This window comes from Massilia genomosp. 1, assembly GCF_011682185.1.
GTDB lineage: Bacteria > Pseudomonadota > Gammaproteobacteria > Burkholderiales > Burkholderiaceae_D > Telluria_A > Telluria_A rubra.
This window is the reverse complement of sequence record NZ_WHJF01000015.1, coordinates 12,687-33,326: the sequence shown is the minus strand read 5'-3', so window position 1 is coordinate 33,326 and position 20,640 is coordinate 12,687. Positions and strand designations below refer to the sequence as shown.

Here is a 20,640-nt window from a genome sequence, read left to right as displayed (position 1 = left end):
GCATCGCCACGCACCTTTCCTTCTCCCGCACACGGCCCGCCATCGTTCCCATTCGGCATGGACCGATGCTGTGACACGCATCATGGGCGGGTGAAAGTAACAACCTACAATCAATAATCGGTTAGCAACAGCACCCGGCCCGGCGCCACGGCAGCGCCGCTGGCGGGCAGGATGGCTTGACGGCGAACGGAACGACAATGATGGTGATGACGGACTCCCCTCTCGACAAGGATGCGGCCGGTGCGGTGGCGCAGTCGGACGTCGCTTACAGCCAGCTCGTCGCACGCATCAGGCTGGTGCTGACCGTGTCGGCGGTACTGGTCGCCATCCTCGACCAGCCCGACCCGGAGCGTGTCAACGTCACCGCGCTGCTGGTCCTGGCCGTCTACGCGGCACTGTGCGCAGCGGTCTACCTGTTCCCCCGCTGCCAGCCGCGCTGGACCCGCGGAAAGCTGCGCCACCGGCTCGACGTGGCCGTATCGGCGGCGGTGCTCGCCGCTGTCGGCCCGGCCGATATTTTCGCGCTGGTCTTCCTGTTTTTCGCCATCGTGGTCGCCTCGCTGCGCTACGGCCTGGCCGAGGGCGTGCGCGTGAGCATCGCCACAGTCCTGCTGTACTACCTCGCTGCGCTCATCGCGCTGCCCGAGGTGAGGCCGGCGCGCCTGCTGCTGCACGCGGTCGTGCTGCTCGCCTTCGGCCGCGTGATCGCGCAGCTGGGCGAAATGCACATCCTGGCGGCGCGCCGCCAGGCCTTGCTGCGCGAGATGAACCAGGTGGCCAATCCGCGCTTCGGCATCGACCGCAGCATGACCGCCGCGCTGGAGCTGGTGCGCGCATTCTTCATGGCCGACAGCTGCCTGATGCTGCTGGACGATCCCGACAGTGGCGGCCATATGCTGCGCACGGTGCGCGCATGCGGCCCGACGGTGGCGCCGGCCGACCCCATCGACCCTGCCCTGGCGCGCGCCATGCTGCCCGAGCCCCTTGCGCAGGTGCTGCTGTACACGCGTGCGTGGCGCTGCTGGTGCGCCATCGGCGGCTGCGCGCTTGGACATGGCGGCGAACGCTCCGCCTGGATGCCGTACGACCCGGGCCGCCTGCGCCAACTGGCCGAGCTGCTGGGCGCCATCTCGTTCATCAGCGCCCCCGTGAGCTTTGGGCGTGGCAAGGGCCGCCTCTATGTGGCCACATGCGGGCGCCACCTGGGCCGCGGCGACGCCCTGTTCCTGGCGCGCATCGCCGAACAGGGATTGCGCGCCATCGATCGCATCGACCTGCTCGACCGCATCGCCTCCGACGCCGCCGGCCTGGAGCGCAAGAAGATCGCGCTCGACCTGCACGACACGGCTATCCAGTCCTACATCGGTTTGCAGCTGGGCCTGGTCGCCCTGTGCCGCAAGGCCGCGCCCAGCAATCCGCTCGCCGCCGACCTCGACAAGCTGGTGACGATGGCGGCCGACGTCATCGCGCAACTGCGCGACGAGGCCGGGCGTGCCTGCAACGCCGCTCCCGCCGGCGACGCCATGTTCCTGGCCGCGCTGCGGCGCCAGGCGGCCCAGGCGCTGACGACCTACGGCGTCGAGATCCGCATCGATGCCGATGCCAACGTCGCGCTTGGCGACCGGCTGGGAGCGGAAGTGTTGCAGATCGTGCGCGAAGGCATCAGCAACATCTGCCGCCACACCGACGCCACCGCCGCCACCGTGGCGCTGCGCTACAGCGGCGCCATGCTGCACATCGATATCATCAACCCGCACGGCACCAGCGCGCCGCCGGCCTTCCAGCCGCGTTCGCTCAGCGAGCGCGCCAGCGCCCTGGGCGGCATCGCTTGCGTGCGTCAAGACCGCGCCAACGGGACCATTGTCACCGTGGAGATTCCATTATGAAAAGTCAAGCACCAGACCTGTCCAGCCCGATCAAGGTCATGCTGGTCGAAGACCACCAGACCATGCTGTGGGGCCTGCAAGCCCTGGTCGAGGCCGAACGCCCGCTCATGGCCGTGGTGGGCACGGCGCGCACCTGCGACGAGGCGCTGGCCGGCGCCGCGCAACTGGCGCCGGACGTGATCCTGCTCGATCTCGACCTGGGCGGGGTGTCGGTGCTCGACTTCCTGCCCGAGCTGCTGGCCAATGGCGTCTCGCGCGCACTGGTGCTGACCGCCGCGCACGACCCCGCCCTGCTCGACCTGGCGGCGCGACGCGGCGCGCGCGGCATCCTGCACAAGGAAGTCACGGCCGACCAGGTCATCAAGGCGATTGCCAAGATCCACCGCGGCGAACTGTGGTTCGACGCCGCCACCATGGACCGGGTGTTCGGCCAGATGCTCGGCTGGCGGCGCGCGCTGCGCCCCGATGCGCTGCCCGAAAAGCACGCCGCCCTGACCGCGCGCGAGCGCGCCATCGTCAGCGCCGTCGTCGAACTGAGCGGCTGCGCCAACCATGAGGTGGCGCAGCGCCTGTTCATTTCGGAGCACACGCTGCGCAACCATCTCAGTTCGATCTACCGCAAGCTCGACGTGCCCAACCGGCTCGGCATGTACGTGTATGCGATCCGCCATGGCCTGGTGCAGCCGGAGCAGGGCGCCCGGCCCGGGCGCCCTACTGGGCGCCGAGGATCGGCATGATGGTGCGCACGATGACGATCATGGCCGGTCCCAGCACCACCATGATGATCGCCGGGAAAATGAACAGGGCCAGCGGAATGAGCATCTTGGTCGGTACCTTGGCCGCGTGTTCCTCGGCGCGCACCTGGCGCTTGTGGCGCAGGTCTTCCGAAAACACCCGCAGCGATTCGCCGATGCTGGTGCCGAATTTGTCGGACTGCGCCAGCATGGTGGCGAAGGTGCCGACTTCCTCGATGCCGGTGCGTAGCGCCAGGTTGCGCAGCGATTGCGCGCGGCTGGCGCCGGCCCGCATCTCCAGGTTGGTCAGGTGCAGTTCCTCGGCCAGCGCGCGGCTGCTCAGGCCGATTTCCTCGGCCACCCGCAACAGGGCCGCGTCCAGTCCCAGGCCGGCTTCCACGCAGACCAGCATCAGGTCGGCGGCATCGGGAAAGTGCGCGAACATGTCGCGCTTGCGTTCGCGCAGGCGCAGCCACAGCGCCACGTTCGGCAGGTAGCATCCGGCCAGCGCCGCGATCCCCAGGTTCATCAGCACCGTCATCTCGTCCATGCTGGTGAAGGCGCGCAGCAGCAGCCAGGTGCATCCCGCGAACACCAGCGGCAGCACCGTCTTGAGCCCGAAGTAGATCAGGCGCGCATCGGCACGGCGAATGCCGGCATGGATGAAGCGCAGGCGCAGGGGCGAGCTTTGCCAGTCGCCGCTGGGCGCCAGCACCCGTGCGAACGGGCCGACCGCGTGCGCCACGGTGGTACGCCAGTCGGTTGCGGCGCGCGACTTGCCGAGCGCCTCCAGGCGCCGCAGCTCGCGGCTGGGCACGAGCAGCAGGTACAGGCCGGCGATGGCGGCGGTGACGGCCAGGCAGACCAGGGCAGCGAGCACGAACATGATGATCCCCTTTTCAGATAAGGATGAAATGCGGTGGCGATTCGGTCAGATGCGGATACGGATGATCTGGCGCAGCAGCAGGATGCCGAACAGCATCGACACGAGCATGCAGCGCACCAGGTCCTGGCCGAGCGGGTCGTTCCACAAGGGCGCCATGAATTCCGGATTGAACACGCTCATGAGCGCACCGATGGCGAACGGCAGCAGCGACAGCAGCCAGGCCGAGAGGCGCCCTTCGGCCGAGAGCACGCGCACATGCCACAACAGTTTCAGGCGCTGGCGGATCAGGCGGCTCAGGTTGCCCAGCACCTCGGTCAGGTTGCCGCCCGAGTCGCGCTGGATCAGCACCGCCACCACGAAGTAGCGCAGGTCGGTCACCGGTGCGCGCACGCTCAGGTCGCCCAGCGCCTGTTCCAGCGAGACGCCGAAATTGATTTCCTCATGCACCAGCCGGAATTCGGCGGCAATCGGGTCGGCCATCTCGTCGCCGATCATGTGCAGGCTGGCCCCGAAGGCGTGGCCGGCGCGCAGCGCGCGCGCCAGCAGGTCGAGGGCGTCGGGCAACTGCTGTTCCAGCTTGTTCAGGCGACGCCGGCGGCGCCCCAGCACATAGGCCAGCGGCAGCCATGCCAGCACGGCGGCGGCCACGGCGCCGGCCAGGAACGGTTGGCGCAGCGCCGCCGTCAGCAGCAGGTAGCCGGCCGCTCCCAGCGCCGCGCAGGCCAGCAGCAGCGTGGCGACGCGCCATTCCAGGTTCGCCTGCAGCAGGTAGCGGTCCAGCTGGTGGGCGCGCGGCAGGCGCAGCAACAAGCGCTGGAACGGGGGCAGTTCGCTCATCATGCGCTCGCGCAGCAGGTGCGAGCGGGCGCCATGCTCGCCCGCCGCCGCCAGGGCATTGAGGCGCTGTTCGGTCTTCCTGGCCTGCGGTCCCCGGTAAGTCCTCCAGAGCAGGAACAAGCCTTCGAGCAGCAGCATTACCGCGATAAATACCATCACCGCCAGCAGCGGCGACAAGGGTGGGTTCACTTGAGAGAACATGCTGGCCTCCTATTGGTAGCGGCAGGTGCTGTCGAACATGGCGTCCGGCAGGGTCACGCCGAAGGCGCGCAGGCGCTCGCTGAACTTGGGACGCACGCCGCTGGCCTGGAAGTAGCCTTCCACCGTGCCATCGGCGGCAACGCCGGTCTGGCGGTAGGCGAAGATCTCCTGCATGGTGACGATTTCGCCCTCCATGCCGGTGATTTCCTGGATGCTGGTGATCTTGCGCCGCCCGTCGATCAGGCGCATGGCCTGGATCACCACCGTGATGGCCGCGGCGATCTGCTGGCGCGCCGCCTTGTGCGGCAGGTTCAGGTTGGCCATGCCGATCATGTTTTCCAGGCGCGAGAGGGCGTCGCGCGGGTTGTTGGCGTGGATGGTGGTGAGCGAGCCGTCGTGGCCCGTGTTCATTGCCTGCAGCATGTCGACCGCTTCGGGCCCGCGCACCTCGCCGATGATGATCCGGTCCGGGCGCATGCGCAGCGCATTGCGCACCAGCGCGCGTTGCGTGATCTCGCCCTTGCCTTCGATGTTGGCCGGGCGCGTCTCCATGCGCACCACGTGCGGCTGCTGCAGCTGCAGCTCGGCCGCGTCTTCGATCGTCACGATCCGTTCGGCCGCCGGAATGAAGCCGGACAGGATGTTGAGCAGGGTGGTCTTGCCGGCCCCGGTGCCGCCGGAGATGATCATGTTGACCTTGCACTTGCACAGCCCTTCGAGCACGCTCGCCATGTCGGGCGTGAGGCTGTGCATGTCATGCACCAGGTTCTCCATCTTCAAGGGAATGTGGGCGAAGCGGCGGATCGACATCATCGGCCCGTCCAGCGCCACCGGCGCGATCACGGCGTTCACGCGCGAGCCATCCGGCAGGCGCGCGTCGACCATCGGGCTCGATTCGTCGATGCGGCGCCCGACCAGCGAGACGATCTTCTCGATGATGCGCAGCAGGTGTTTTTCATCGCTGAAACGCACCGTGCTCAGTTCCAGCCGGCCCATGCGCTCGACGAAGATGCGCTTGTAGCTGTTGACCAGGATGTCGGAGATGGTCGGGTCGGCCATCAGCAGTTCCAGTGGGCCGAAGCCGAGCATCTCGTGCTGGATGTCGCGGATCAGCGAGCGCCGCTCCGATTCGTTGACGGCGGCCTGCTCCTGTTCCAGCAGGCGTTCGGCCATGACCGCGATCTCGGCGCGCAGCATGGGAGCGGGTAGCGCCTCGAGCGCCGCCAGGTCGAACTTGTCGAGCAGTTTCAGGTGGATGCGCGCCTTGATGGCGTGGTAATCGTCGCTCGCGCCGGCTGCCGCCGCGCGCAGGTCGGACTGGCCGTCGCCGGCATTGAGTTGTTCACGGAAGGACATGGGATTCTCCTGGTTGACGACCCGACAAACGTGAGGCCAGACTGGCCAGCAGGCGCGCCAGCGGACCGCTCCGCTGGCGTGCCTCCCCCGCAGGCGCCGTGAGCGCATCGGCCAGGGCGGCCACTTCGACCAGCACCGGATTGGCGCATGCGCCGCCCGCGAGCGGTTCGCCATGATCGGTGGCGGCCGTGACCTGGCGGTACGAGTTGGGCACGGTATGGATGTGGAACTTGCCGAGCGCGCGTTCGAGGTCGGCCACGCCGATCTGCCCGCGCCGCTCGAAACGGTTGACGATCGGTTCGATCCTGTCGTCGCCATAGTCGAGCGACTTGAAGATGGCCAGCATTTTCCTGGCGTTGCGGATCGAGGTCAGGCTGGCCTGCAGCACCGGATAGATGCGCCAGGCGCGGTCGAGCGCCTTGATGCCCAGGGTGGTCACCGGGCGCCCGATATCGAGCACCACGTAATCGTAGTGGCGCACCGCCAGTGCCAGGATCGCATCGACATGGGCGGCGCTGATCTCGGCCGCCTGGGCGTGGTCTTCGGGCGCGGCCAGCAGGCTGACATTGGGCGCCACCCTGACCGTGCTGGCCGCCAGGAAGGAGGCGTCCAGGCGCGCGATCGCGCGCGCCACGTCGGCCAGGGTCGATGGCGCCTGGCCTTCGTGCATGAAGGCCAGGGCGTCGCCGAACTGCAGGTTCAGGTCGACCAGCAGCACCGACCCGGTGCGCGCCAGCTGCAAGCTCATGCTGGTGGCAAGAAAGGTCGCCCCGCTGCCGCCCTTGCAGGCGATGAAGGCAAGCACCTTGCCTTCGCCGGGCGCTTGCGCGCCGCGCAGCCTGGCGCCGGCGCGCCCGAGTGCCGCCTCCAGTTCGGCCGCTGCGAGCGGCACCGGCAGCACCTCGCGTACGCCGGCACGCATGGCGCCGATCAGGAAGTCGGGCGAGGCGGCCGCGCACAGCAGCAGCACAGCCAGGCCCGGATGGCGGGCGCCGATGGCGGCGATGGCCGCCAGGCCGGCGCTGTCGGCGCAGCCGTCGACCAGCAGCAGGTCCGGGGCGGCGTGCGCGACCAGGGCCTGCAGCGCGCCGGCGCCGCCGACGCTGGTGACGACCTCGTGCGCGCCGGCCTGGAGCAGCTGGGCGAGCTCGGCGAGGCGGGTGTTGTCGGGCGATACGATGGCGACTTTCATGGCGTGTTCCTCGGGTTGCGGTTATTGGCAAATCAGCGCGCTGTTGGGGTCGCGCCGCATCATTTCGCGCGGCAGGGAGGTGCTGAAGGTGGGTAATGCGCGGGCCGGCAGCAGCACGCCGGGCAGGGGCGAAATCCAGCGGTACTGCAGGCTGTCGATGCTCAGCGTGAGCCCGGTGCAGCTGGCGGCGTCGCAGCCGGCCGGCTGCCACGCCAAGGTCACCGCGCCGATCTCGGGCAGCATCGTGCGCATCTTTTCCAGCACCTGGCCCTGGTTGGCCGGATCGGCGCACACCACCGCGTAGCGCGCCCCGGCGCGCGTGGCCTCGGCGGCCGCGTTCCAGGTAAACAGCATGCGCGCCATGTCCATCGCGCCGAGCAGGAACATGAAGAACAGCACCAGCACGAAGGCCAGTTCGATGGTGGTCGCGCCGTCTTGGGCGGCGCTGGTCGGAGTCGGTTTCATAATGGGCTGCGCATGGTGGCGCTGATATCGTTGAAGGTAATGACCGAAAACCTGGCGCCGAACATGTCCGCCACCATCGGGCGGAACTGGTAGCCCGACACGCGCACCGTGACGGTGTTCATCAGCGGATCGCTGCCGGCCGTCTGCCAGGTCGGCACGGGGACGTTGGCCGCGCTCAGCGCCGGGTCGAGCAGCGCGCCGCTGCCGGCCACGTTCCCGTACAGGATCAGGTTGCGCGCCTCGGCGACATGGGTGCCGGGCGTTTGCACCGACAGGTAGCGCACCGCGTCGCGCACGGTCTTGGCGGTGGTGTTGTAGCGGTACACGGCGCGTCCGAGTTCGGCGCACAGCAGCGAAACGATCAGCAGCAGCGGCAGCACGAACGCGAATTCGACCAGGGCGACGCCTTGTTGACGGTGTCTCATGGCGCTCACCTGACCAGTACCGGTGCCAGCGGCCCGGCGTTGCCGCCCGGGGACCCGGCCGGCGCGCAGGGCGAGGCCGCCATCCCGGCCAGGCCGCGGAACTCCAGCCTGGCCTGGTCGTCCGGGCCGCTCAGCGGATGCAGCATGAACATGCAGGCGAAGTCGATGACCCGCGCCGCGTCGTTGATGACCGGGACGATCACCAGGCGCCGGTTGGTGCCGAACTGGCGGTGTTCGCCGGTCGCGCCCGGGGTGGCCAGCTTGTGGAAGCTGTTCAGGCGCTTGCTGTCGCCAAAGGCGATCAGGGCGCCGGCCTGGATGCTGGTGCCGGTATCGGCCAGCGACGCCCAGGCGGCACGCTTGGCGATGTAATTTTGCGCGGTGACGTGCGAGCCGGGCGCCGGGGTGCCGGCGAAGGCATTTTGCGGCACCGTATTCTTCCAGTTGGCGCTGGTGTAGGCGTAGCCGCTCTGGTCGGGATAGTGCATGCTGGGCGCGTCGCCGTTCTTGTACACCCCGAAGCGGTGGTTCCAGGGACGATCGACGCTGGTCTGCGCGCCCGGCGTGCCGAGCTGGTCGCCCAGGCGGGTGCCGCAGCGTCCTCCCTCGGCCAGTTCGGCGGCCGTTTCGCTGGCGCTGGTGCTGCCGTCGAGGTTGTACCAGCCGAGTTGGCCGGCCGCGCTGGCCTTGGCCAGCACCGTCACCCATTCGCCGATCAGGTAGCCGTAATTGTTGGCGGCGGTGCAGCATGGCTTGGCCCGCAGCGCCACCGGGATCGGGCAGGTGTTCTGGGCGCTGGCGCGGGTGGCGACCGCGCTGGCCAGCACCGCGCTGGTGGACGGATCGGCCGGGTCGTCGCCATGGAAGGCGCCCAGCGCATGCAGCAGCCACATCCGGATGCCTTGCTGGCGGTGCTCGCATTGCGCGTAGCGCGCGCCGGCCGGGACGCTGGTGGGCAGGTAGGCCGCGTCGCGGAAGCTGATGCCGGCCTCAAGCATCTGGCCCTTGCCGTCCCAGTCGGCCGACTGCAGGTTAACCCGGTTCAGGTTGGCCGCGGTGGTGCCGGCGCGGCGCGCCCGCGCCAGCGCGCCGGGCTGGCCGTCCAGTTCCTGGGCGGCGGCCAGGGCGCAGCTGTCCATGGCGGTCTGCAGCTCGGTCTTGACGATGAACAGGCGCCCCAGGTCGAAGGCGATGGCGACAAATCCCAGCAGGAACAGCAGCAGCAGGCAGACGGTCAGGATCACGGCGCCTTGCTGGCGCTGGGGATCGGCGTATCGAGTGTGCGCAATCATGGTTTTCATCCGAAAAATGACGGGCCCCGGGCGGGCCGCGGTCCGTCGGCTGGCGGGTTAGGCAAGTGTGCATCCATGCTTGCGATGTCCGGCCGCCGGCGGCGGCGCCTTGCCAGGCATCGGCTGCCGTCGGCCAGGCATTGACAAGCATGTCCGCAGGTTCGCTTAGCTGCAGGAAGCGCCAGTGAGGCAATTCGAGACGCGCGAAATGAAGTTGCTGAAGCTGGCGCCGGTCAGGTTGCGCAGCGCGACCACGAGGATGATCGAGACGACCGCGATGATCAGCGCGTATTCGACCACCTGGGCGCCTTCGTCGTCGCGCAGGAAGGTACGCAGGTTGCCGCCGGCGGTAGTGAGCATGGTGTTCATGATATGGACCTTTCGATTGGGATGGGAAGAGGGGAAGCGCAGAAGCGGCCGGCTCAGGCGCAGGCGGCGCCGGTCAGGCAGTTGCTGACGCGTGCGATGAAGCCGGAGAAGCTGGTGCCGGTCAGGTTGCGCAGTGCGACCACCAGGATGATCGAGACCACCGCGATGATCAGCGCGTATTCGACGACCTGGGCGCCTTCGTCGTCGCGGGCGAAGGAGCGGACCGACTGGCTGACCGTGTTCATGAAAGTGTTCATTTGACGTACCTTTCGTGTGAGATGAATGGGTAAACATGCCCGCCCCGGGGGGCAGGGTAGTGCGCCGGCGTTGGCCCCGTGGCCGCCGCCGGATACATCAGCGGGCGGCGGAGCCGTCCGCCTTGATCGCATTGACCACCGGTGGCGGCAGCTTGAAACTGTCCTGGTAGCGCATGATCGCGCCGCGCGCCGCCTGGCCGTCGAGGCCGGCCGTCGGGTCGGGCACGGCGCCGGCCTGCGGATTGATGGTCATGGCGCTGCGCGCCTGGCGCACGGCGTCGCCGAAGCGGGCGTCGTAGCCGGGGGCGGTGGCGGTGGCGGCGCAGCCGGCCAGCAGGGCCAGCAGCGGCAGCAGGGGTAATATGGGCAGCAGCGGCCCTGCTGCGCGGCGAGTCGGATGGTTCATGGCGCTCTCCTTATTTGATCAAGATGGCAGGGGCCGGGGTGCCTTCGGTGCGGCCCCTGACAATCAGGTCGGCGGGCTCGGCCGGTACATGGTTATCGGTCGGCAACGGCAGTGCGGCAGCGGGCTTGACCAGGCGCGGCGTGATGATGAAAATGAGCTCGGTCTGGTCTTTCTGGAACTCGGTCGAGCGAAACAGCGCGCCGAGCACCGGCATGTCGCCCAGGCCCGGAAAGCGCGACAGGGTCTGGGTCAGGTTGTTACGGATCAGCCCGGCGACGGCGAAGCTCTGGCCATCGTTCAACTGCACGGTGGTGTCGACCCGGCGCGTGCTGATCGACGGCAGCACCGAGGTCACCCCGCCGCTGGTGGTGAAGGGCGATCCGGTCTGGGCCAGCTCCGACACTTCCGATACCAGCTTGAGGTTGATGCGGTCCCCGCCCAGCACCGTCGGCGCAAACTTGAGGCCGACGCCGAATTCCTTCTCTTCCAGCGTGACGGTGGAGGCGCCGGCATCGCGCGCATGGGCCACCGGGATGAAGATCTTGCCGCCGGACAGGAAGCTGGCCGACTGGCCGCTGATGGCCATGATGTTCGGCTCGGCCAGCACCCGCACCAGGCCATCCTTGGTTTGCGCATCGACCCCGAACAGGGTGGCCCCGCTGGCGCCGGCCGCCAGCCGGGCGCTGGCGGCCGAATTGCCCCCCCTGACCACGGCGTCGGCCACGATATCGAGCGCGCTGCCGGAGGCGCGGTGGCTGAAGTTGCCCACCAGCCCAGGCGCGCCGCCCAGGATGCCCGAGATCATCCGCGATCCCAGGCCGTTGCCCGAGGTAACCATGCGCGCGAAGTCGATCCCGAACTTGTCGAGCAGCGTCTTGCTGACCTCGGCGATTTTCACTTCCAGCATGACTTGCTGGGGGGCCGTCACGCGCAGCAGGTTCAGCACGCGCTGGCCGCCGCCGTAGGCCCCGGCCACGCGCAGCGCCTCGTCGAGCTGGCTGGCGTCGCGCACAGTGCCGGTGAGCACGATGGCGTTGTCGGCACTCTTGACGACGATCCCGCTTTCCTCGGGCATCAGTTCGGCCAGCTTGGCTTGCAAGGTGGCCGGGTCGATCGCCACCACGATGTCGCGCAGGGTGCAGACGCCGCTGGCATCCTGCAGGATCAGGCTGGTGACGCCGGCTTTTTTACCGAGCAGGAACAGGTCTGTGGGGCTGAGCAAGAGCACCTCGATGTCGGCCACACTGTCCACGTCCGCCGCCTCGGCGCCCGTGGCCGTGGCCGGGGCAGGCGGCGCCGCCTGCTTGCTGTCGCGCTGGCCGCTGGCCACGATGCGGGTCACGCGCGTCGCCAGCGGTATCACCGACGATTTGCCGAGCATGACTTGGGTAAGCGGGGCCACCACCACCGCCTTGCAATGCTTGCTGCCGCCAGCGCCGCCGGCGGGCGTTGCGCCGGAACCGCTTGCCGCGTTCGCGCAATGGGGCGCGGCCACCATGCCCGCCGTCGCGACACTGAGGGCCGCCATACGAATGTGCTTGTTCATGAGTCAGGTCTCCGTAGCTGTTCAAAAGCAGTTCATTGCCAGCACGCCGTGCTGGATCACTTCCACGCAATGACCGGGGCCGGGGGCGGCGGCGCGTTGCACCGCACGCGGCCGGCGCACTGGCGCCGGGGCTGGCCGCACGGCAGGGGCCTTGCGCACGCCGAGCAACTCGTCCTTGGTGATGCCGGCGGTGGCCACGGTCTTCTGGTCGACCTGGTTGCGCAGCACCAGCGAGAGGGTGCCGACGCTGCGCGCCAGGTCGAGTTTCTCGGAATCCTCTAGGCTCAGCTCGAGCGTGACGGCGCTGACCACCTTGGGCTTGGTGTCGTCGCGCCCGGCTTCCTGGGCGACGGCCAGCACCAGCACCCGCTCCAGCACCGTCTTGCTGATCTGCTTGCCTTCTTCGGCGCCGGATTTTTCCTGCTGCGCATTGACCATCACGTCGACATAGTTGCCGGGCAGGGCAAAGCCGGCCACGCCCACCACATCGTTGACGCGCACCGTCATGGCCCGCTTGCCCTCGGCGATGACGGCCGACAAGCCGCCCTTGGTGCCCAGTGGCGCCAGCTTGCCGTCGAGCAGTGGTTCGCCGCGCAGGATGTTGACCCGGGCGACCCGGTCCTGAAGCTCGGCGGCGCTCTTGAAAGCACCCGGCGGCGTGACGCCGGCCGGCCAGTCGAGGGTGGACAGCATGAGTGTGTTGAGCTTGCTGCCCGGCTCGATGTCGACCGCCGCCACCACCACCTTGTTGCCGGTGACGCCGCCCTGGCGCGCTACCCATCCGGCGGCGTACATGGCCGCCACCAGTCCGATAATGAGGGCGAATGCAATCAGCCCGAGTGCCTTGAGGTTTTTCATGGTGTACTCTTTCGCAGGTGTCAGACGAGGTTGAATTGCTGGGCGACCAGGCAGGCGGTGGTGCCGATGGCGATACTCACGCCATAGGCGAGCTTGCCGACCGAGGGCATGCTCCCCGGCGCCAGCTGCGGCTTGCCGCTGGCAATGGCGGACCAGAACATGGCGCGCATGGCGCCGCCGGCGTTGGCCAGCATCGGCCCCATGACGCGCTTGCGCAGGCCGAAGGCGAGGGCGGCGATCCCGGCGCTGAGCACGCAAAACAGCAGCGCCTGCAAGGTTGCGTGGAAGCCGAGGAAAGCGCCGACCATCGCCATCAGCTTGACGTCGCCGGCGCCCATCACGCCCATCGCGTACATCGGCAGCATGGCGCAAAAGCCGAGCAGCATGCCGGCCGGAGCCCAGGCCCAGCCGGCGTGCCAGACCGGCGGCACGATGCTGTTGTAGACCAGCGCGAAGACGATGCCGCCGAGCGTGATCAGGTTGGGAATGCGGAAGGTGCGGTAGTCGCACACGGCCGCCGCCACCAGCAGGGCCAGCAGCACCCCGGTACGCGGGTCGGTGACCAGCATGCCGAGCAGTTCGAAGAAGAGGGCGGTGTCGTTCATGGTGATGCGCCGGTGATGTTGTCGGGAATCGGCAAGGCCGGGTGGCGTTTGCGTGATCGGTGAGACGAGTATATTTAGGCGGGCTCGGCTGCGAATCGGCCGGATGTCCTGTCCGGCATGGGAGGGAAGGCCTGATTTGGGCGGGCGCACTAGTACAAATGTCATGCGCGGTGGCGGCCGGGGCGTGCTGTTTAAGGTGTAATATTGTAAGATTGGCAGCGGGGCGGCGGCCGTATTCTTGATTGGAGGTAAGTAATGGCAACAGCAACAGCAGGCAAGCTGGCACTCGCCCTGGCGATGGCGGCATTGCCATGTTGCAGCGCGCCAGTGGCGCCACGGTGGCTGCCAGCGCCGCCGGAGCGCAGGCGCTGCGCGCCGGCCTGGTCGGGCCGGACGATCCCCTGTGCAAGGCCAACGGGCCGGACCGCTTTCCCAAGGTGGCGCAGGTGGGCGAGGTGGCCGACGGCGCCATCCTGCGCGTCGGCCCGCTGGCCATCAAGGCCCACATGACGCCAGGCCACACCACCGGCGGCACCACCTGGACGTGGCAAGCGTGCGAGCAAAAGCGCTGCCTCGACGTGGTCTATACCGACCGCCTCAATCCCATTTCGCACGATGGGTTCCGCTTTTCGGGCAGCGCCACGATGCCGGAACGCGTGCGCTCGTGCCGCGCCTACGCCGCCAACGCCGGTCAGCGCCTGAACCGGCGCCTGGCCAGCGAAGCGTCGCAATGAGCGGTCCTGCATGATCCGGCGCTTCGTCGTGGTCGCGTCGCACCTGCTGCTCGTGGTGGGCGTGACGTTTGCCTGCGCGGGCGGCGCGGGCCGGTCCTGGCAGCGCGCGCTGCTGATCGTGCCGGCGCTGGTCAGCCTGGCGCCGCTGCCCTTGGCCATGATGGCGGACCTGAAGGGCCAGGCAAGCATGGCCAAGGCGCTGCTGTTGAGCGTTGTGCTGGCGCTGCCGGTCAGCGTGGTTCTGTTGCTTGTGCTGTTGCTGTGCAGGCGTTTGGACGGTGCCCGATGGCATTGAGCCGGCGCTGGTCGCAGGCCGCGCCAGGCGCGGCTGCTTGCATGCTGATGCTGCCGCACAGAAAGCGTAGACAGGTTACTATACGGGCGTATAATAATTCGCATGAACCGCCCATCCCAACAAATCGATGCCCGCCTGATCGCCTCCGGCATGGTCTTGCTGCCCCAGACCGGCTGCGCCGGCCTGTCGGTGCGCAAACTGGTCGAGCACGCCGGCGTCAACCTCGGCATGTTTCATTACCACTTCAAGAACAAGGATAATTTCCTGCGCGTGCTGCTGCAGCACATGTACGAAGAAATGTTCGCCGCCCTCACGCTGCGGGCGCAAGCGTCCCAGGGCGGCGCGCGCAGTCTCGATGGCGCGCTGCGCGTGCTGGCCGGCTTCGCCAGCGGCCACCGCCACCTGCTCCTGATGCTGCTGTCGGAAGCGCTGCGCGGCGAAGCGCTGGCGGCCGCGTTCCTGCGCGAGAACCTGCCGCGCCACATCGCCGTGCTGGCGCAACTGCTGCGCCAGGGCCAGGCCGAGGGCGACATCATCGACGCCCCGGTCATGCAACTGCTGCCGTTCGTGCTCGGGGCGATCGCCGGTCCCCTGTTCGCCGGCGGCGCGCTCGAACGCCTGCCCGGCGCCGCGCCCGAGCTGGCGGCGCTGGCGCAGCAGGCGCTGTTGTCCGATCAAGCCATCGCCGTGCGCATCGACCTGGCCATGCGCGCCATCCTGATCGCTCCGAAGGGGTTTGCGCCGCCATGAAACCATGCCTGTTCGCCGCGGCCGTGCCGTTGATCCTGTGCGCGGCCTGCGGCCATGCGCCCGACGACGCCTTTCCCGGCTACGCCGAAGGCGAGTACGTGCGCCTGTCGGCTCCCCTGGCCGGCACCTTGACCCAGGTACACCTGCGCCGCGGCGACCGGGTCCGGGCCGGCGCGCCGGCCTACGTGCTGGAACAAGCCAGCGAAACGGCGGCGCGCCAGGAAGCGCAAAGCCGGGTCGGGCGCGCCGAGGCCCTGCTGGCCGACTTGCGCAAGGGCGCGCGCAGCGACGAAGTGGCGGCGCTGGCGGGGGCGCTGCGCGAAGCCGAAGCGGCGCTGGCGCTGTCGCAGGCGAACCTGGAGCGCGAGCGCAAGCTGGTGGCCGACAAATTCATCGCGCGCGCCCGGCTCGATCAGTCGGCGGCGGCGCTGGCGGCCGACCGGGCCCGCGTGGAACAGGCGCGCGCGCGCCTGCGCGGGGCCGGGGCCAGCGCCCGCAGCGACCAGGTGGCGGCCGCCGAAAAGGAAGTCGAGGCGGCGCGCGCGCAGCTGTTGCAGGCCCAGTGGAAAGTCGACCAGAAAGCCCAGGCCGCGCCGGTGGGCGGCATGGTCAGCGAGGTCGCCTACCGCGCCGGCGAATGGGTGCCGGCCGGCGCGGCCATCGTCACCTTGCTGCCGCCGGCGAACATCAAGGCGCGCTTCTTCGTTCCCGAAACGGAACTGGGCAAGATCCGCGTGGGGCAGGGCGCGGTGATCGCCTGCGACGGCTGCCCCAAGCCGCTCAAAGGGCGCATCACGTTCATATCGCCCGAAGCCGAGTACACCTCGCCCCTCATCTACAGCAAGGAAAACCGCGCCGCGCTGGTGTTCATGGTGGAAGCGTCGCTTGATGCGGGACAGGCCGAACTCCATCCCGGCCAGCCGCTGACGGTGCGCACGGAGCCGCCGCCGTGAGCATCCCCTTGACGACTTCGGTGGGCGCGCCGGCCATCGTCATCGACGTCCAGGGCCTGACCAAGTCGTACGGCGGGCGCATCGTGGTCGACCATGTCGACATCCGCGTCGAGCGTGGCCGCATCTACGGCTTCCTGGGCCCGAACGGCAGCGGCAAGACCACCACCATCCGCATGCTGTGCGGCCTGCTCACGCCCGACCAAGGGCAGGGCCAGTGCCTTGGCTACGACATCCGCACCGAGGCGCGCCAGATCAAGAAGCAGGTCGGCTACATGACCCAAAAATTCGGCCTGTACGACGACTTGAGCATAGAAGAAAACCTCGACTTCGTGGCCCGCGTGTACCAGGTCGCCAAGCGGCGCGAGCGCATCGCCGGCACGCTCGAACGGCTTGGGCTGGCCAGCCGCCGCACGCAACTGGCCGGGTCGCTCTCGGGCGGATGGAAGCAGCGGCTGGCGCTGGCGGCCTGCCTGATCCACGACCCGCAACTGCTCCTGCTCGACGAACCGACGGCCGGGGTCGACCCGTCCGCGCGGCGCGAATTCTGGGACCAGATCCACGACCTGGCCGCCGCCGGCATGACGGTGCTGGTGTCGACCCATTACATGGACGAAGCGGAGCGCTGCCACCAGCTGGCCTACATCGCCTACGGCAAGCTGCTCGCGCGCGGCAGCGTGGCCGAGGTGATTGCCGGGGCCGGCCTGCGCACCTGGTCGCTCACCGGCCCGGACTTGAACAGCGCCGCCCACAGCCTGCGCGGCGCGCCCGGCATCCGCACGGTCGCGCCGTTCGGCATGACCTTGCATGTCAGCGCCGACTCGGCCGACGCGTTTGCGCAAGCGCTGGCCCGGCCAGGCCTGGCGCGGCTCGCCGCCACCCCGATCGAGACCAGCCTGGAAGACGTCTTCATCGCGCTGATGCAGGACGCGCAGGATAACTTCGGCGCAGCGGCGCCATGAACTGGCGGCGCATGCTGGCGGTGCTGCTCAAGGAACTGCGCCAGGTGGGGCGCGACCGGCTCACCTTCGGCATGATGGTCGGCATTCCGGTCATGCAGCTGATCCTGTTCGGCTTTGCCATCAACGGCGACGTGCGCCACCTGCCGCTGGCGGTAGCCGACCTTGACCGCAGCGTGTTTTCGCGGCGCCTGGTGGCGGCGCTGGAGACGTCGCAGTACTTCCGCACGGTGCGCCATGTGTCGGGCGCGCTGGAGGGCGACGCCTTGCTGGCGCGCGGCGAAGTGCAGTTCGTGCTGGTGGTGCCGGGCGACTTTTCGCGCAAGCTGGTGCGCGGCGAACGGCCGGCGATCCTGCTGGCGGCCGACGCCACCGATCCGGCCGCCACCGGCAACGCGCTGGCCTCGGTCAACGCGATCGCCGCGCGCGCCATCGGCGCGGAGCTGCGCGGGCCGCTGGCGCGCTTGCGGCCGGTCGAGGCGCCGTACGAGATCCGCAGCCAGCGCCGCTACAATCCGGAAGGGCTGACCCGCTACAACATCGTGCCCGGGCTGATGGGCGTGATCCTGACCATGACGATGGTGATGATGACGGCGCTGGCCATGACGCGCGAGCGCGAACGCGGCACCATGGAAAACCTGCTGGCCACGCCGGTCTCGCCGCTCGAAGTCATGATCGGAAAAATCGTGCCGTATATCCTGATCGGTTACATCCAGGTGGGCGTGATTTTGCTGGCATCGTGGCTGGTGTTCGACGTGCCGATGGTGGGCAGCCTGGCGCTGTTGTCCGGCGCGCTGGTGCTGTTCATTGCCGCCAACCTGGCGATCGGCTTCACCTTTTCGACCATCGCGCGCAACCAGATGCAGGCGATGCAGCTGACCTTCTTTTTCTTCCTGCCGTCGATGCTGCTGACCGGGTTCATGTTCCCGTTCCGGGGCATGCCGGGGTGGGCGCAGGCGATCGGCGAAGTGCTGCCGCTGACGCACTTCTTGCGTATCACGCGCGGGATCATGTTGAAGGGGAACGGGCTGGCCGAAGTGCTGCCGCATGCATGGCCGATCGCGCTGGCGATGGGTGTCGCCGGCAGCGTCGCCATGCTGCGCTATCGCCAGACCCTGGACTGAACGACCGGCTGCCAGGGTTTTGCAACTGAGCCGGCGCTGGCGCGCGGCTTGCGGCGGCGCCGGATCAGCGCGCCGATGCCGATCACGCCGCCCAGGGCGATCCCGGCAACGGAGGGGTCAGACCCCGGTTTTTCGAGGGGTCAGACCCCGGTTTTTCGAGGGGTCAGACCCCGGTTTTTCGGTTAGGGGTCTGACCCCGGTGTTAAGTCCCCGGTTAGGGGGCTGACCCCGGTATTAAGTCCCCGGTATCACACGCCCTGGTCAGCGCTGGCGCGCGGCTTGCGGCGGCGCCGGATCAGCGCGCCGATGCCGATCACGCCGCCCAGGGCGATCCCGGCAACCGGCAGCGGCACCGGGCTCGATGCCTTCGGCGGCGGCGTACTGGCGTCGCGCAGCGCGTCGGGAAACGGGCGCGGCCCCACCGGGACGATTTTCCAGTCGGCCTGGTTGGGCGGCGTGCGCTGCCTGTATTCGCTGAACGAAAACACCGGGTTCGATCCCATCACGCGGCTCGACGGTATTTGCGGAATGCGCACCAGCACCAGCGCCTCGATATCGCCCTGCAGCTGCTTTTCGTAGGCGGTCAGCTTGCGCGCCTTGCCCTTGGTCGCGCCCACCAGTTGCAGCAGGTCGTTGCCGGCCGCCTCGAACGCCACCGCCGGATACAGGCGCACCTGTTCTTCGGTCAGGTAATCGTACATCTTGCGCCCGCTGGCCAGGCTCATGTCCTTGGCCGACAGGTAAGCGTACGCGCCCAGCGCCTTGAGGTTGCTGGTCGGTCCGCGCTGCGGCACGTTCCAGCCCAGCCCCTTGAACACGTCCAGGCTGATGCCGGCGCAGTTGGCCTTCGCATGCTGGTAGGTGAAGTCGTGGCGGTAGAACTGGTTGAACACGCGCTGTACGCCACCCTGGTAGGCCGCCGCCGTGCGCGCGTTGCTCAAGACCGCCACCAGCATGTACGAGGGCCGGTAATACTGCTGGCCGCTGTTGAGGTCCATCAGGTAGTTATCCATCGGGACCGGCGCGGCGATGATGCCTTTTTCGCTGACCGAATCGAGGTTGTAGAAGTTATTGACGATCCAGTCCGACCATTCGCCCTCGCGCCCGAGGTAGCCGGTGGCGACCGCGAAGTGGCCGCCGTAGGCTTCGTCGTCGTCGCCCTGGGCGCCGTTGAGCATCACGCCGATGACCGGCTTGTCCTGCCACTGGCGGGCCTGGCCGGGTTTGCGCTCCCACAGCAGGCGGGTCGAGAACGGGCTCGCCGCGCCGCCGCCTTCCGCGCGCACGTAGGTGGCGAAGCTTTCGTCCTTGCCCAGCGGCTGCGCGCGCAGCTTGGCCTGGTCGATCGCGAAGTCCTTGGGCCAGACGGTGCGCGCGACGAACGACGACTTGCCGTCCGCCTCGCTGTAGGTGCCGCGCATGCGCACTTCGCGCTGGGCGAAGAAGGCGGTGGTCTTGGGGTCCCAGTACGACAGGTTGCTGGCCAGTTTGGGCGCCAGCGCCAGGCTTGTGACGGCATCGTCGCTGCTGCGCACGTGGGCGCCGTCGGCCAGGATGTGGGCGTCATCGAGAATGTGCGGGGCGCCCAGCCACACCAGGCCGGGGAGCGCCAACTGGTTGCTGGCGCCGTCCGGCGCCCACTCCTTGGTCCCGCGCACGATATCGCCGCCGCGCTTGAAGCTCGATACCGGCTGCGACGGCAGCGGCACCGCCAGCACTTCGTTCTGGAAATACCACAGGCCTTGCTTGATCGTGACGCAGTCCGGGCAGTTGCCATTGCTGAGCCGAAATTGCATGGATGGCAGCAGCCCGAGTCGTTCTCCGGCGAGCGCGCTTTTCAGCCCTGCCGGTTCGGTTGCCTGTGTGCCTGCCGACATCAGCAGCACGCCGGCACCGAGTAAAGAACGGGTTTTCAACATAGGTTGTCCTTGAGCGTGAATGAGTAAAACCGCAAGCTTGCAAATCTACACGTGTTGCGTGACATCGCCATGATTAAACTGCTTTAGAGCAAGAAGAAGGATGGAAAAGACACATTTTCCGACGTTTTGTTGTGATCACGGAAACAAGTAGTCAGCTTCTGTCTGATTGTCGGCAAGACAAGCATCCGCTCGGCGCCCGTTGCACGGCGCCCGTTGCACGGCGCCGGCTTAATCGAGCGTCCAGACGTGTTGCATTTTGATAACGCCCTGCACCGGCTTCGTGCCGAGGCGCGCCGCACGGAAGCGGCAGCGCGACAGTGCGACGATGGTGGCCTCATCCCACAGGCGATGGCCGGCGCTTTGCTCGACGCGCGCCGTGAGCACGCGGCCATCGGCCCCGATGACAAACGCGATCCTGACCGGATCGAGCTCGTCGACCCGGATGCGCGTGGTGGGCCATTGCGGCGCCGGGCAGGAGCCAGGGACAAGGAATGCGGGGGTGCGGGCGGGGGAGGCCGCATGCACCTGCGCTGGCTGGGCCAGCAACAACAGACACGCGGGGAACAGAAAATGACGCATAAATCAGGCTGTGTT

The 20,640-nt window shown here is 68.3% G+C and carries 23 protein-coding genes; 8 read left to right on the top strand and 15 right to left on the bottom strand.

Translation table 11 applies throughout. The features are described from left to right. Positions 1-206 precede the first annotated feature (206 nt). Together F1735_RS08040 and F1735_RS08035 are read left to right on the top strand one after the other, a co-directional pair. Positions 207-1,886 carry a sensor histidine kinase gene (locus F1735_RS08040; protein ID WP_167236446.1) on the top strand — a complete coding sequence of 560 codons (1,680 nt, stop codon included), beginning with the start codon at positions 207-209 and terminating at the stop codon, positions 1,884-1,886. Beyond that, entirely contained in the window at positions 1,883-2,623 is a 741-nt protein-coding gene (locus F1735_RS08035) for a response regulator transcription factor (RefSeq protein ID WP_229505673.1), read from the top strand. Before F1735_RS08040 ends, F1735_RS08035 begins: the two co-directional genes overlap by 4 nt. Here the strand turns inward: F1735_RS08035 and F1735_RS08030 are convergent. The 13 genes from F1735_RS08030 to F1735_RS07970 all read right to left on the bottom strand — a co-directional run bounded on the left by F1735_RS08030 (position 2,598) and on the right by F1735_RS07970 (position 13,315). Then, a complete protein-coding gene (locus F1735_RS08030; protein WP_167236445.1) occupies positions 2,598-3,506 on the bottom strand; it encodes a type II secretion system F family protein in 909 nt (302 codons plus the stop codon). The genes F1735_RS08035 and F1735_RS08030 overlap by 26 nt on opposite strands. A 45-nt stretch (positions 3,507-3,551) precedes the next feature. After that, on the bottom strand, positions 3,552-4,544 hold the full coding sequence (locus F1735_RS08025; protein ID WP_167236444.1) for a type II secretion system F family protein: 993 nt from the start codon (positions 4,542-4,544) through the stop codon (positions 3,552-3,554). Between the two features lie 9 nt (positions 4,545-4,553). After that, a complete protein-coding gene (locus F1735_RS08020) occupies positions 4,554-5,900 on the bottom strand; it encodes a CpaF family protein (RefSeq protein ID WP_167236443.1) in 1,347 nt (448 codons plus the stop codon). Then, entirely contained in the window at positions 5,887-7,092 is a 1,206-nt protein-coding gene (locus F1735_RS08015; RefSeq protein WP_167236442.1) for an AAA family ATPase, read from the bottom strand. Before F1735_RS08015 ends, F1735_RS08020 begins: the two co-directional genes overlap by 14 nt. Before the next feature lie 21 nt (positions 7,093-7,113). After that, positions 7,114-7,557 carry a TadE family protein gene (locus F1735_RS08010; protein WP_167236441.1) on the bottom strand — a complete coding sequence of 148 codons (444 nt, stop codon included), beginning with the start codon at positions 7,555-7,557 and terminating at the stop codon, positions 7,114-7,116. Then, positions 7,554-7,982, bottom strand: a complete 429-nt coding sequence (locus tag F1735_RS08005) for a TadE/TadG family type IV pilus assembly protein (protein ID WP_167236440.1) — start codon at positions 7,980-7,982, stop codon at positions 7,554-7,556. Before F1735_RS08005 ends, F1735_RS08010 begins: the two co-directional genes overlap by 4 nt. A 5-nt stretch (positions 7,983-7,987) precedes the next feature. Continuing rightward, positions 7,988-9,274, bottom strand: a complete 1,287-nt coding sequence (locus tag F1735_RS08000; protein ID WP_167236439.1) for a pilus assembly protein TadG-related protein — start codon at positions 9,272-9,274, stop codon at positions 7,988-7,990. A gap of 165 nt (positions 9,275-9,439) precedes the next feature. Then, entirely contained in the window at positions 9,440-9,643 is a 204-nt protein-coding gene (locus F1735_RS07995; protein WP_167236438.1) for a Flp family type IVb pilin, read from the bottom strand. A gap of 53 nt (positions 9,644-9,696) precedes the next feature. Next, positions 9,697-9,900 (bottom strand): Flp family type IVb pilin, encoded by a 204-nt coding sequence (locus tag F1735_RS07990; RefSeq protein ID WP_229505672.1) that lies wholly within the window; start codon positions 9,898-9,900, stop codon positions 9,697-9,699. 97 nt (positions 9,901-9,997) lie between these two features. Further along, positions 9,998-10,306, bottom strand: coding sequence for a hypothetical protein (locus F1735_RS07985; RefSeq protein ID WP_167236437.1), 309 nt, complete (start codon positions 10,304-10,306; stop codon positions 9,998-10,000). 10 nt (positions 10,307-10,316) lie between these two features. After that, a complete protein-coding gene (locus tag F1735_RS07980) occupies positions 10,317-11,852 on the bottom strand; it encodes a type II and III secretion system protein family protein (RefSeq protein ID WP_167236436.1) in 1,536 nt (511 codons plus the stop codon). A 21-nt stretch (positions 11,853-11,873) separates the two neighbouring features. Continuing rightward, positions 11,874-12,710, bottom strand: a complete 837-nt coding sequence (cpaB, locus tag F1735_RS07975) for a Flp pilus assembly protein CpaB (protein ID WP_167236435.1) — start codon at positions 12,708-12,710, stop codon at positions 11,874-11,876. Positions 12,711-12,730: 20 nt separating this feature from the next. After that, complete coding sequence (locus F1735_RS07970) at positions 12,731-13,315, bottom strand: A24 family peptidase (RefSeq protein WP_167236434.1); 585 nt, start codon at positions 13,313-13,315, stop codon at positions 12,731-12,733. 311 nt (positions 13,316-13,626) lie between these two features. Between F1735_RS07970 and F1735_RS07965 the strand changes: the two genes are divergently transcribed. From F1735_RS07965 to F1735_RS07940, 6 genes are all read left to right on the top strand, one after another. Beyond that, positions 13,627-14,049 (top strand): hypothetical protein, encoded by a 423-nt coding sequence (locus F1735_RS07965; protein ID WP_167236433.1) that lies wholly within the window; start codon positions 13,627-13,629, stop codon positions 14,047-14,049. 10 nt (positions 14,050-14,059) lie between these two features. After that, positions 14,060-14,344, top strand: a complete 285-nt coding sequence (locus F1735_RS07960; protein ID WP_167236432.1) for a hypothetical protein — start codon at positions 14,060-14,062, stop codon at positions 14,342-14,344. A 102-nt stretch (positions 14,345-14,446) separates the two neighbouring features. After that, on the top strand, positions 14,447-15,094 hold the full coding sequence (locus F1735_RS07955) for a TetR/AcrR family transcriptional regulator (protein WP_167236431.1): 648 nt from the start codon (positions 14,447-14,449) through the stop codon (positions 15,092-15,094). Continuing rightward, positions 15,091-16,047: an HlyD family secretion protein gene (locus tag F1735_RS07950; protein ID WP_167236430.1), complete on the top strand. Its 957-nt coding sequence runs from the start codon at positions 15,091-15,093 to the stop codon at positions 16,045-16,047. The genes F1735_RS07955 and F1735_RS07950 overlap by 4 nt, the downstream gene beginning before the upstream one ends. Before the next feature lie 2 nt (positions 16,048-16,049). After that, positions 16,050-17,006, top strand: coding sequence for an ABC transporter ATP-binding protein (locus F1735_RS07945; RefSeq protein ID WP_167236485.1), 957 nt, complete (start codon positions 16,050-16,052; stop codon positions 17,004-17,006). Continuing rightward, a complete protein-coding gene (locus F1735_RS07940) occupies positions 17,003-18,127 on the top strand; it encodes an ABC transporter permease (RefSeq protein ID WP_167236429.1) in 1,125 nt (374 codons plus the stop codon). Before F1735_RS07945 ends, F1735_RS07940 begins: the two co-directional genes overlap by 4 nt. Before the next feature lie 248 nt (positions 18,128-18,375). Here F1735_RS07940 and F1735_RS07935 read toward each other — a convergent pair whose 3' ends face one another. Then, entirely contained in the window at positions 18,376-20,046 is a 1,671-nt protein-coding gene (locus F1735_RS07935) for a hypothetical protein (protein WP_167236428.1), read from the bottom strand. Positions 20,047-20,274: 228 nt separating this feature from the next. Further along, entirely contained in the window at positions 20,275-20,625 is a 351-nt protein-coding gene (locus tag F1735_RS07930) for an energy transducer TonB (protein ID WP_167236427.1), read from the bottom strand. Between the last annotated feature and the right edge of the window lie 15 nt (positions 20,626-20,640).

Coding starts and splice junctions, on each gene's coding strand:
- F1735_RS07970 (WP_167236434.1), bottom strand. CDS start 13,315: ATGAACGACACCGCCCTCTTCTTCGAACTGCTCGGCATGCTGGTCACC.
- F1735_RS07990 (WP_229505672.1), bottom strand. CDS start 9,900: ATGAACACTTTCATGAACACGGTCAGCCAGTCGGTCCGCTCCTTCGCC.
- F1735_RS08000 (WP_167236439.1), bottom strand. CDS start 9,274: ATGATTGCGCACACTCGATACGCCGATCCCCAGCGCCAGCAAGGCGCC.
- F1735_RS08005 (WP_167236440.1), bottom strand. CDS start 7,982: ATGAGACACCGTCAACAAGGCGTCGCCCTGGTCGAATTCGCGTTCGTG.
- F1735_RS07955 (WP_167236431.1), top strand. CDS start 14,447: ATGAACCGCCCATCCCAACAAATCGATGCCCGCCTGATCGCCTCCGGC.
- F1735_RS07980 (WP_167236436.1), bottom strand. CDS start 11,852: ATGAACAAGCACATTCGTATGGCGGCCCTCAGTGTCGCGACGGCGGGC.
- F1735_RS07985 (WP_167236437.1), bottom strand. CDS start 10,306: ATGAACCATCCGACTCGCCGCGCAGCAGGGCCGCTGCTGCCCATATTA.
- F1735_RS08035 (WP_229505673.1), top strand. CDS start 1,883: ATGAAAAGTCAAGCACCAGACCTGTCCAGCCCGATCAAGGTCATGCTG.
- F1735_RS07930 (WP_167236427.1), bottom strand. CDS start 20,625: ATGCGTCATTTTCTGTTCCCCGCGTGTCTGTTGTTGCTGGCCCAGCCA.
- F1735_RS08025 (WP_167236444.1), bottom strand. CDS start 4,544: ATGTTCTCTCAAGTGAACCCACCCTTGTCGCCGCTGCTGGCGGTGATG.
- cpaB (WP_167236435.1), bottom strand. CDS start 12,710: ATGAAAAACCTCAAGGCACTCGGGCTGATTGCATTCGCCCTCATTATC.
- F1735_RS07960 (WP_167236432.1), top strand. CDS start 14,060: ATGATCCGGCGCTTCGTCGTGGTCGCGTCGCACCTGCTGCTCGTGGTG.
- F1735_RS07935 (WP_167236428.1), bottom strand. CDS start 20,046: ATGTTGAAAACCCGTTCTTTACTCGGTGCCGGCGTGCTGCTGATGTCG.
- F1735_RS07950 (WP_167236430.1), top strand. CDS start 15,091: ATGAAACCATGCCTGTTCGCCGCGGCCGTGCCGTTGATCCTGTGCGCG.
- F1735_RS07965 (WP_167236433.1), top strand. CDS start 13,627: ATGTTGCAGCGCGCCAGTGGCGCCACGGTGGCTGCCAGCGCCGCCGGA.
- F1735_RS08015 (WP_167236442.1), bottom strand. CDS start 7,092: ATGAAAGTCGCCATCGTATCGCCCGACAACACCCGCCTCGCCGAGCTC.
- F1735_RS08040 (WP_167236446.1), top strand. CDS start 207: ATGACGGACTCCCCTCTCGACAAGGATGCGGCCGGTGCGGTGGCGCAG.
- F1735_RS08020 (WP_167236443.1), bottom strand. CDS start 5,900: ATGTCCTTCCGTGAACAACTCAATGCCGGCGACGGCCAGTCCGACCTG.
- F1735_RS07995 (WP_167236438.1), bottom strand. CDS start 9,643: ATGAACACCATGCTCACTACCGCCGGCGGCAACCTGCGTACCTTCCTG.
- F1735_RS07940 (WP_167236429.1), top strand. CDS start 17,003: ATGAACTGGCGGCGCATGCTGGCGGTGCTGCTCAAGGAACTGCGCCAG.
- F1735_RS08030 (WP_167236445.1), bottom strand. CDS start 3,506: ATGTTCGTGCTCGCTGCCCTGGTCTGCCTGGCCGTCACCGCCGCCATC.
- F1735_RS08010 (WP_167236441.1), bottom strand. CDS start 7,557: ATGAAACCGACTCCGACCAGCGCCGCCCAAGACGGCGCGACCACCATC.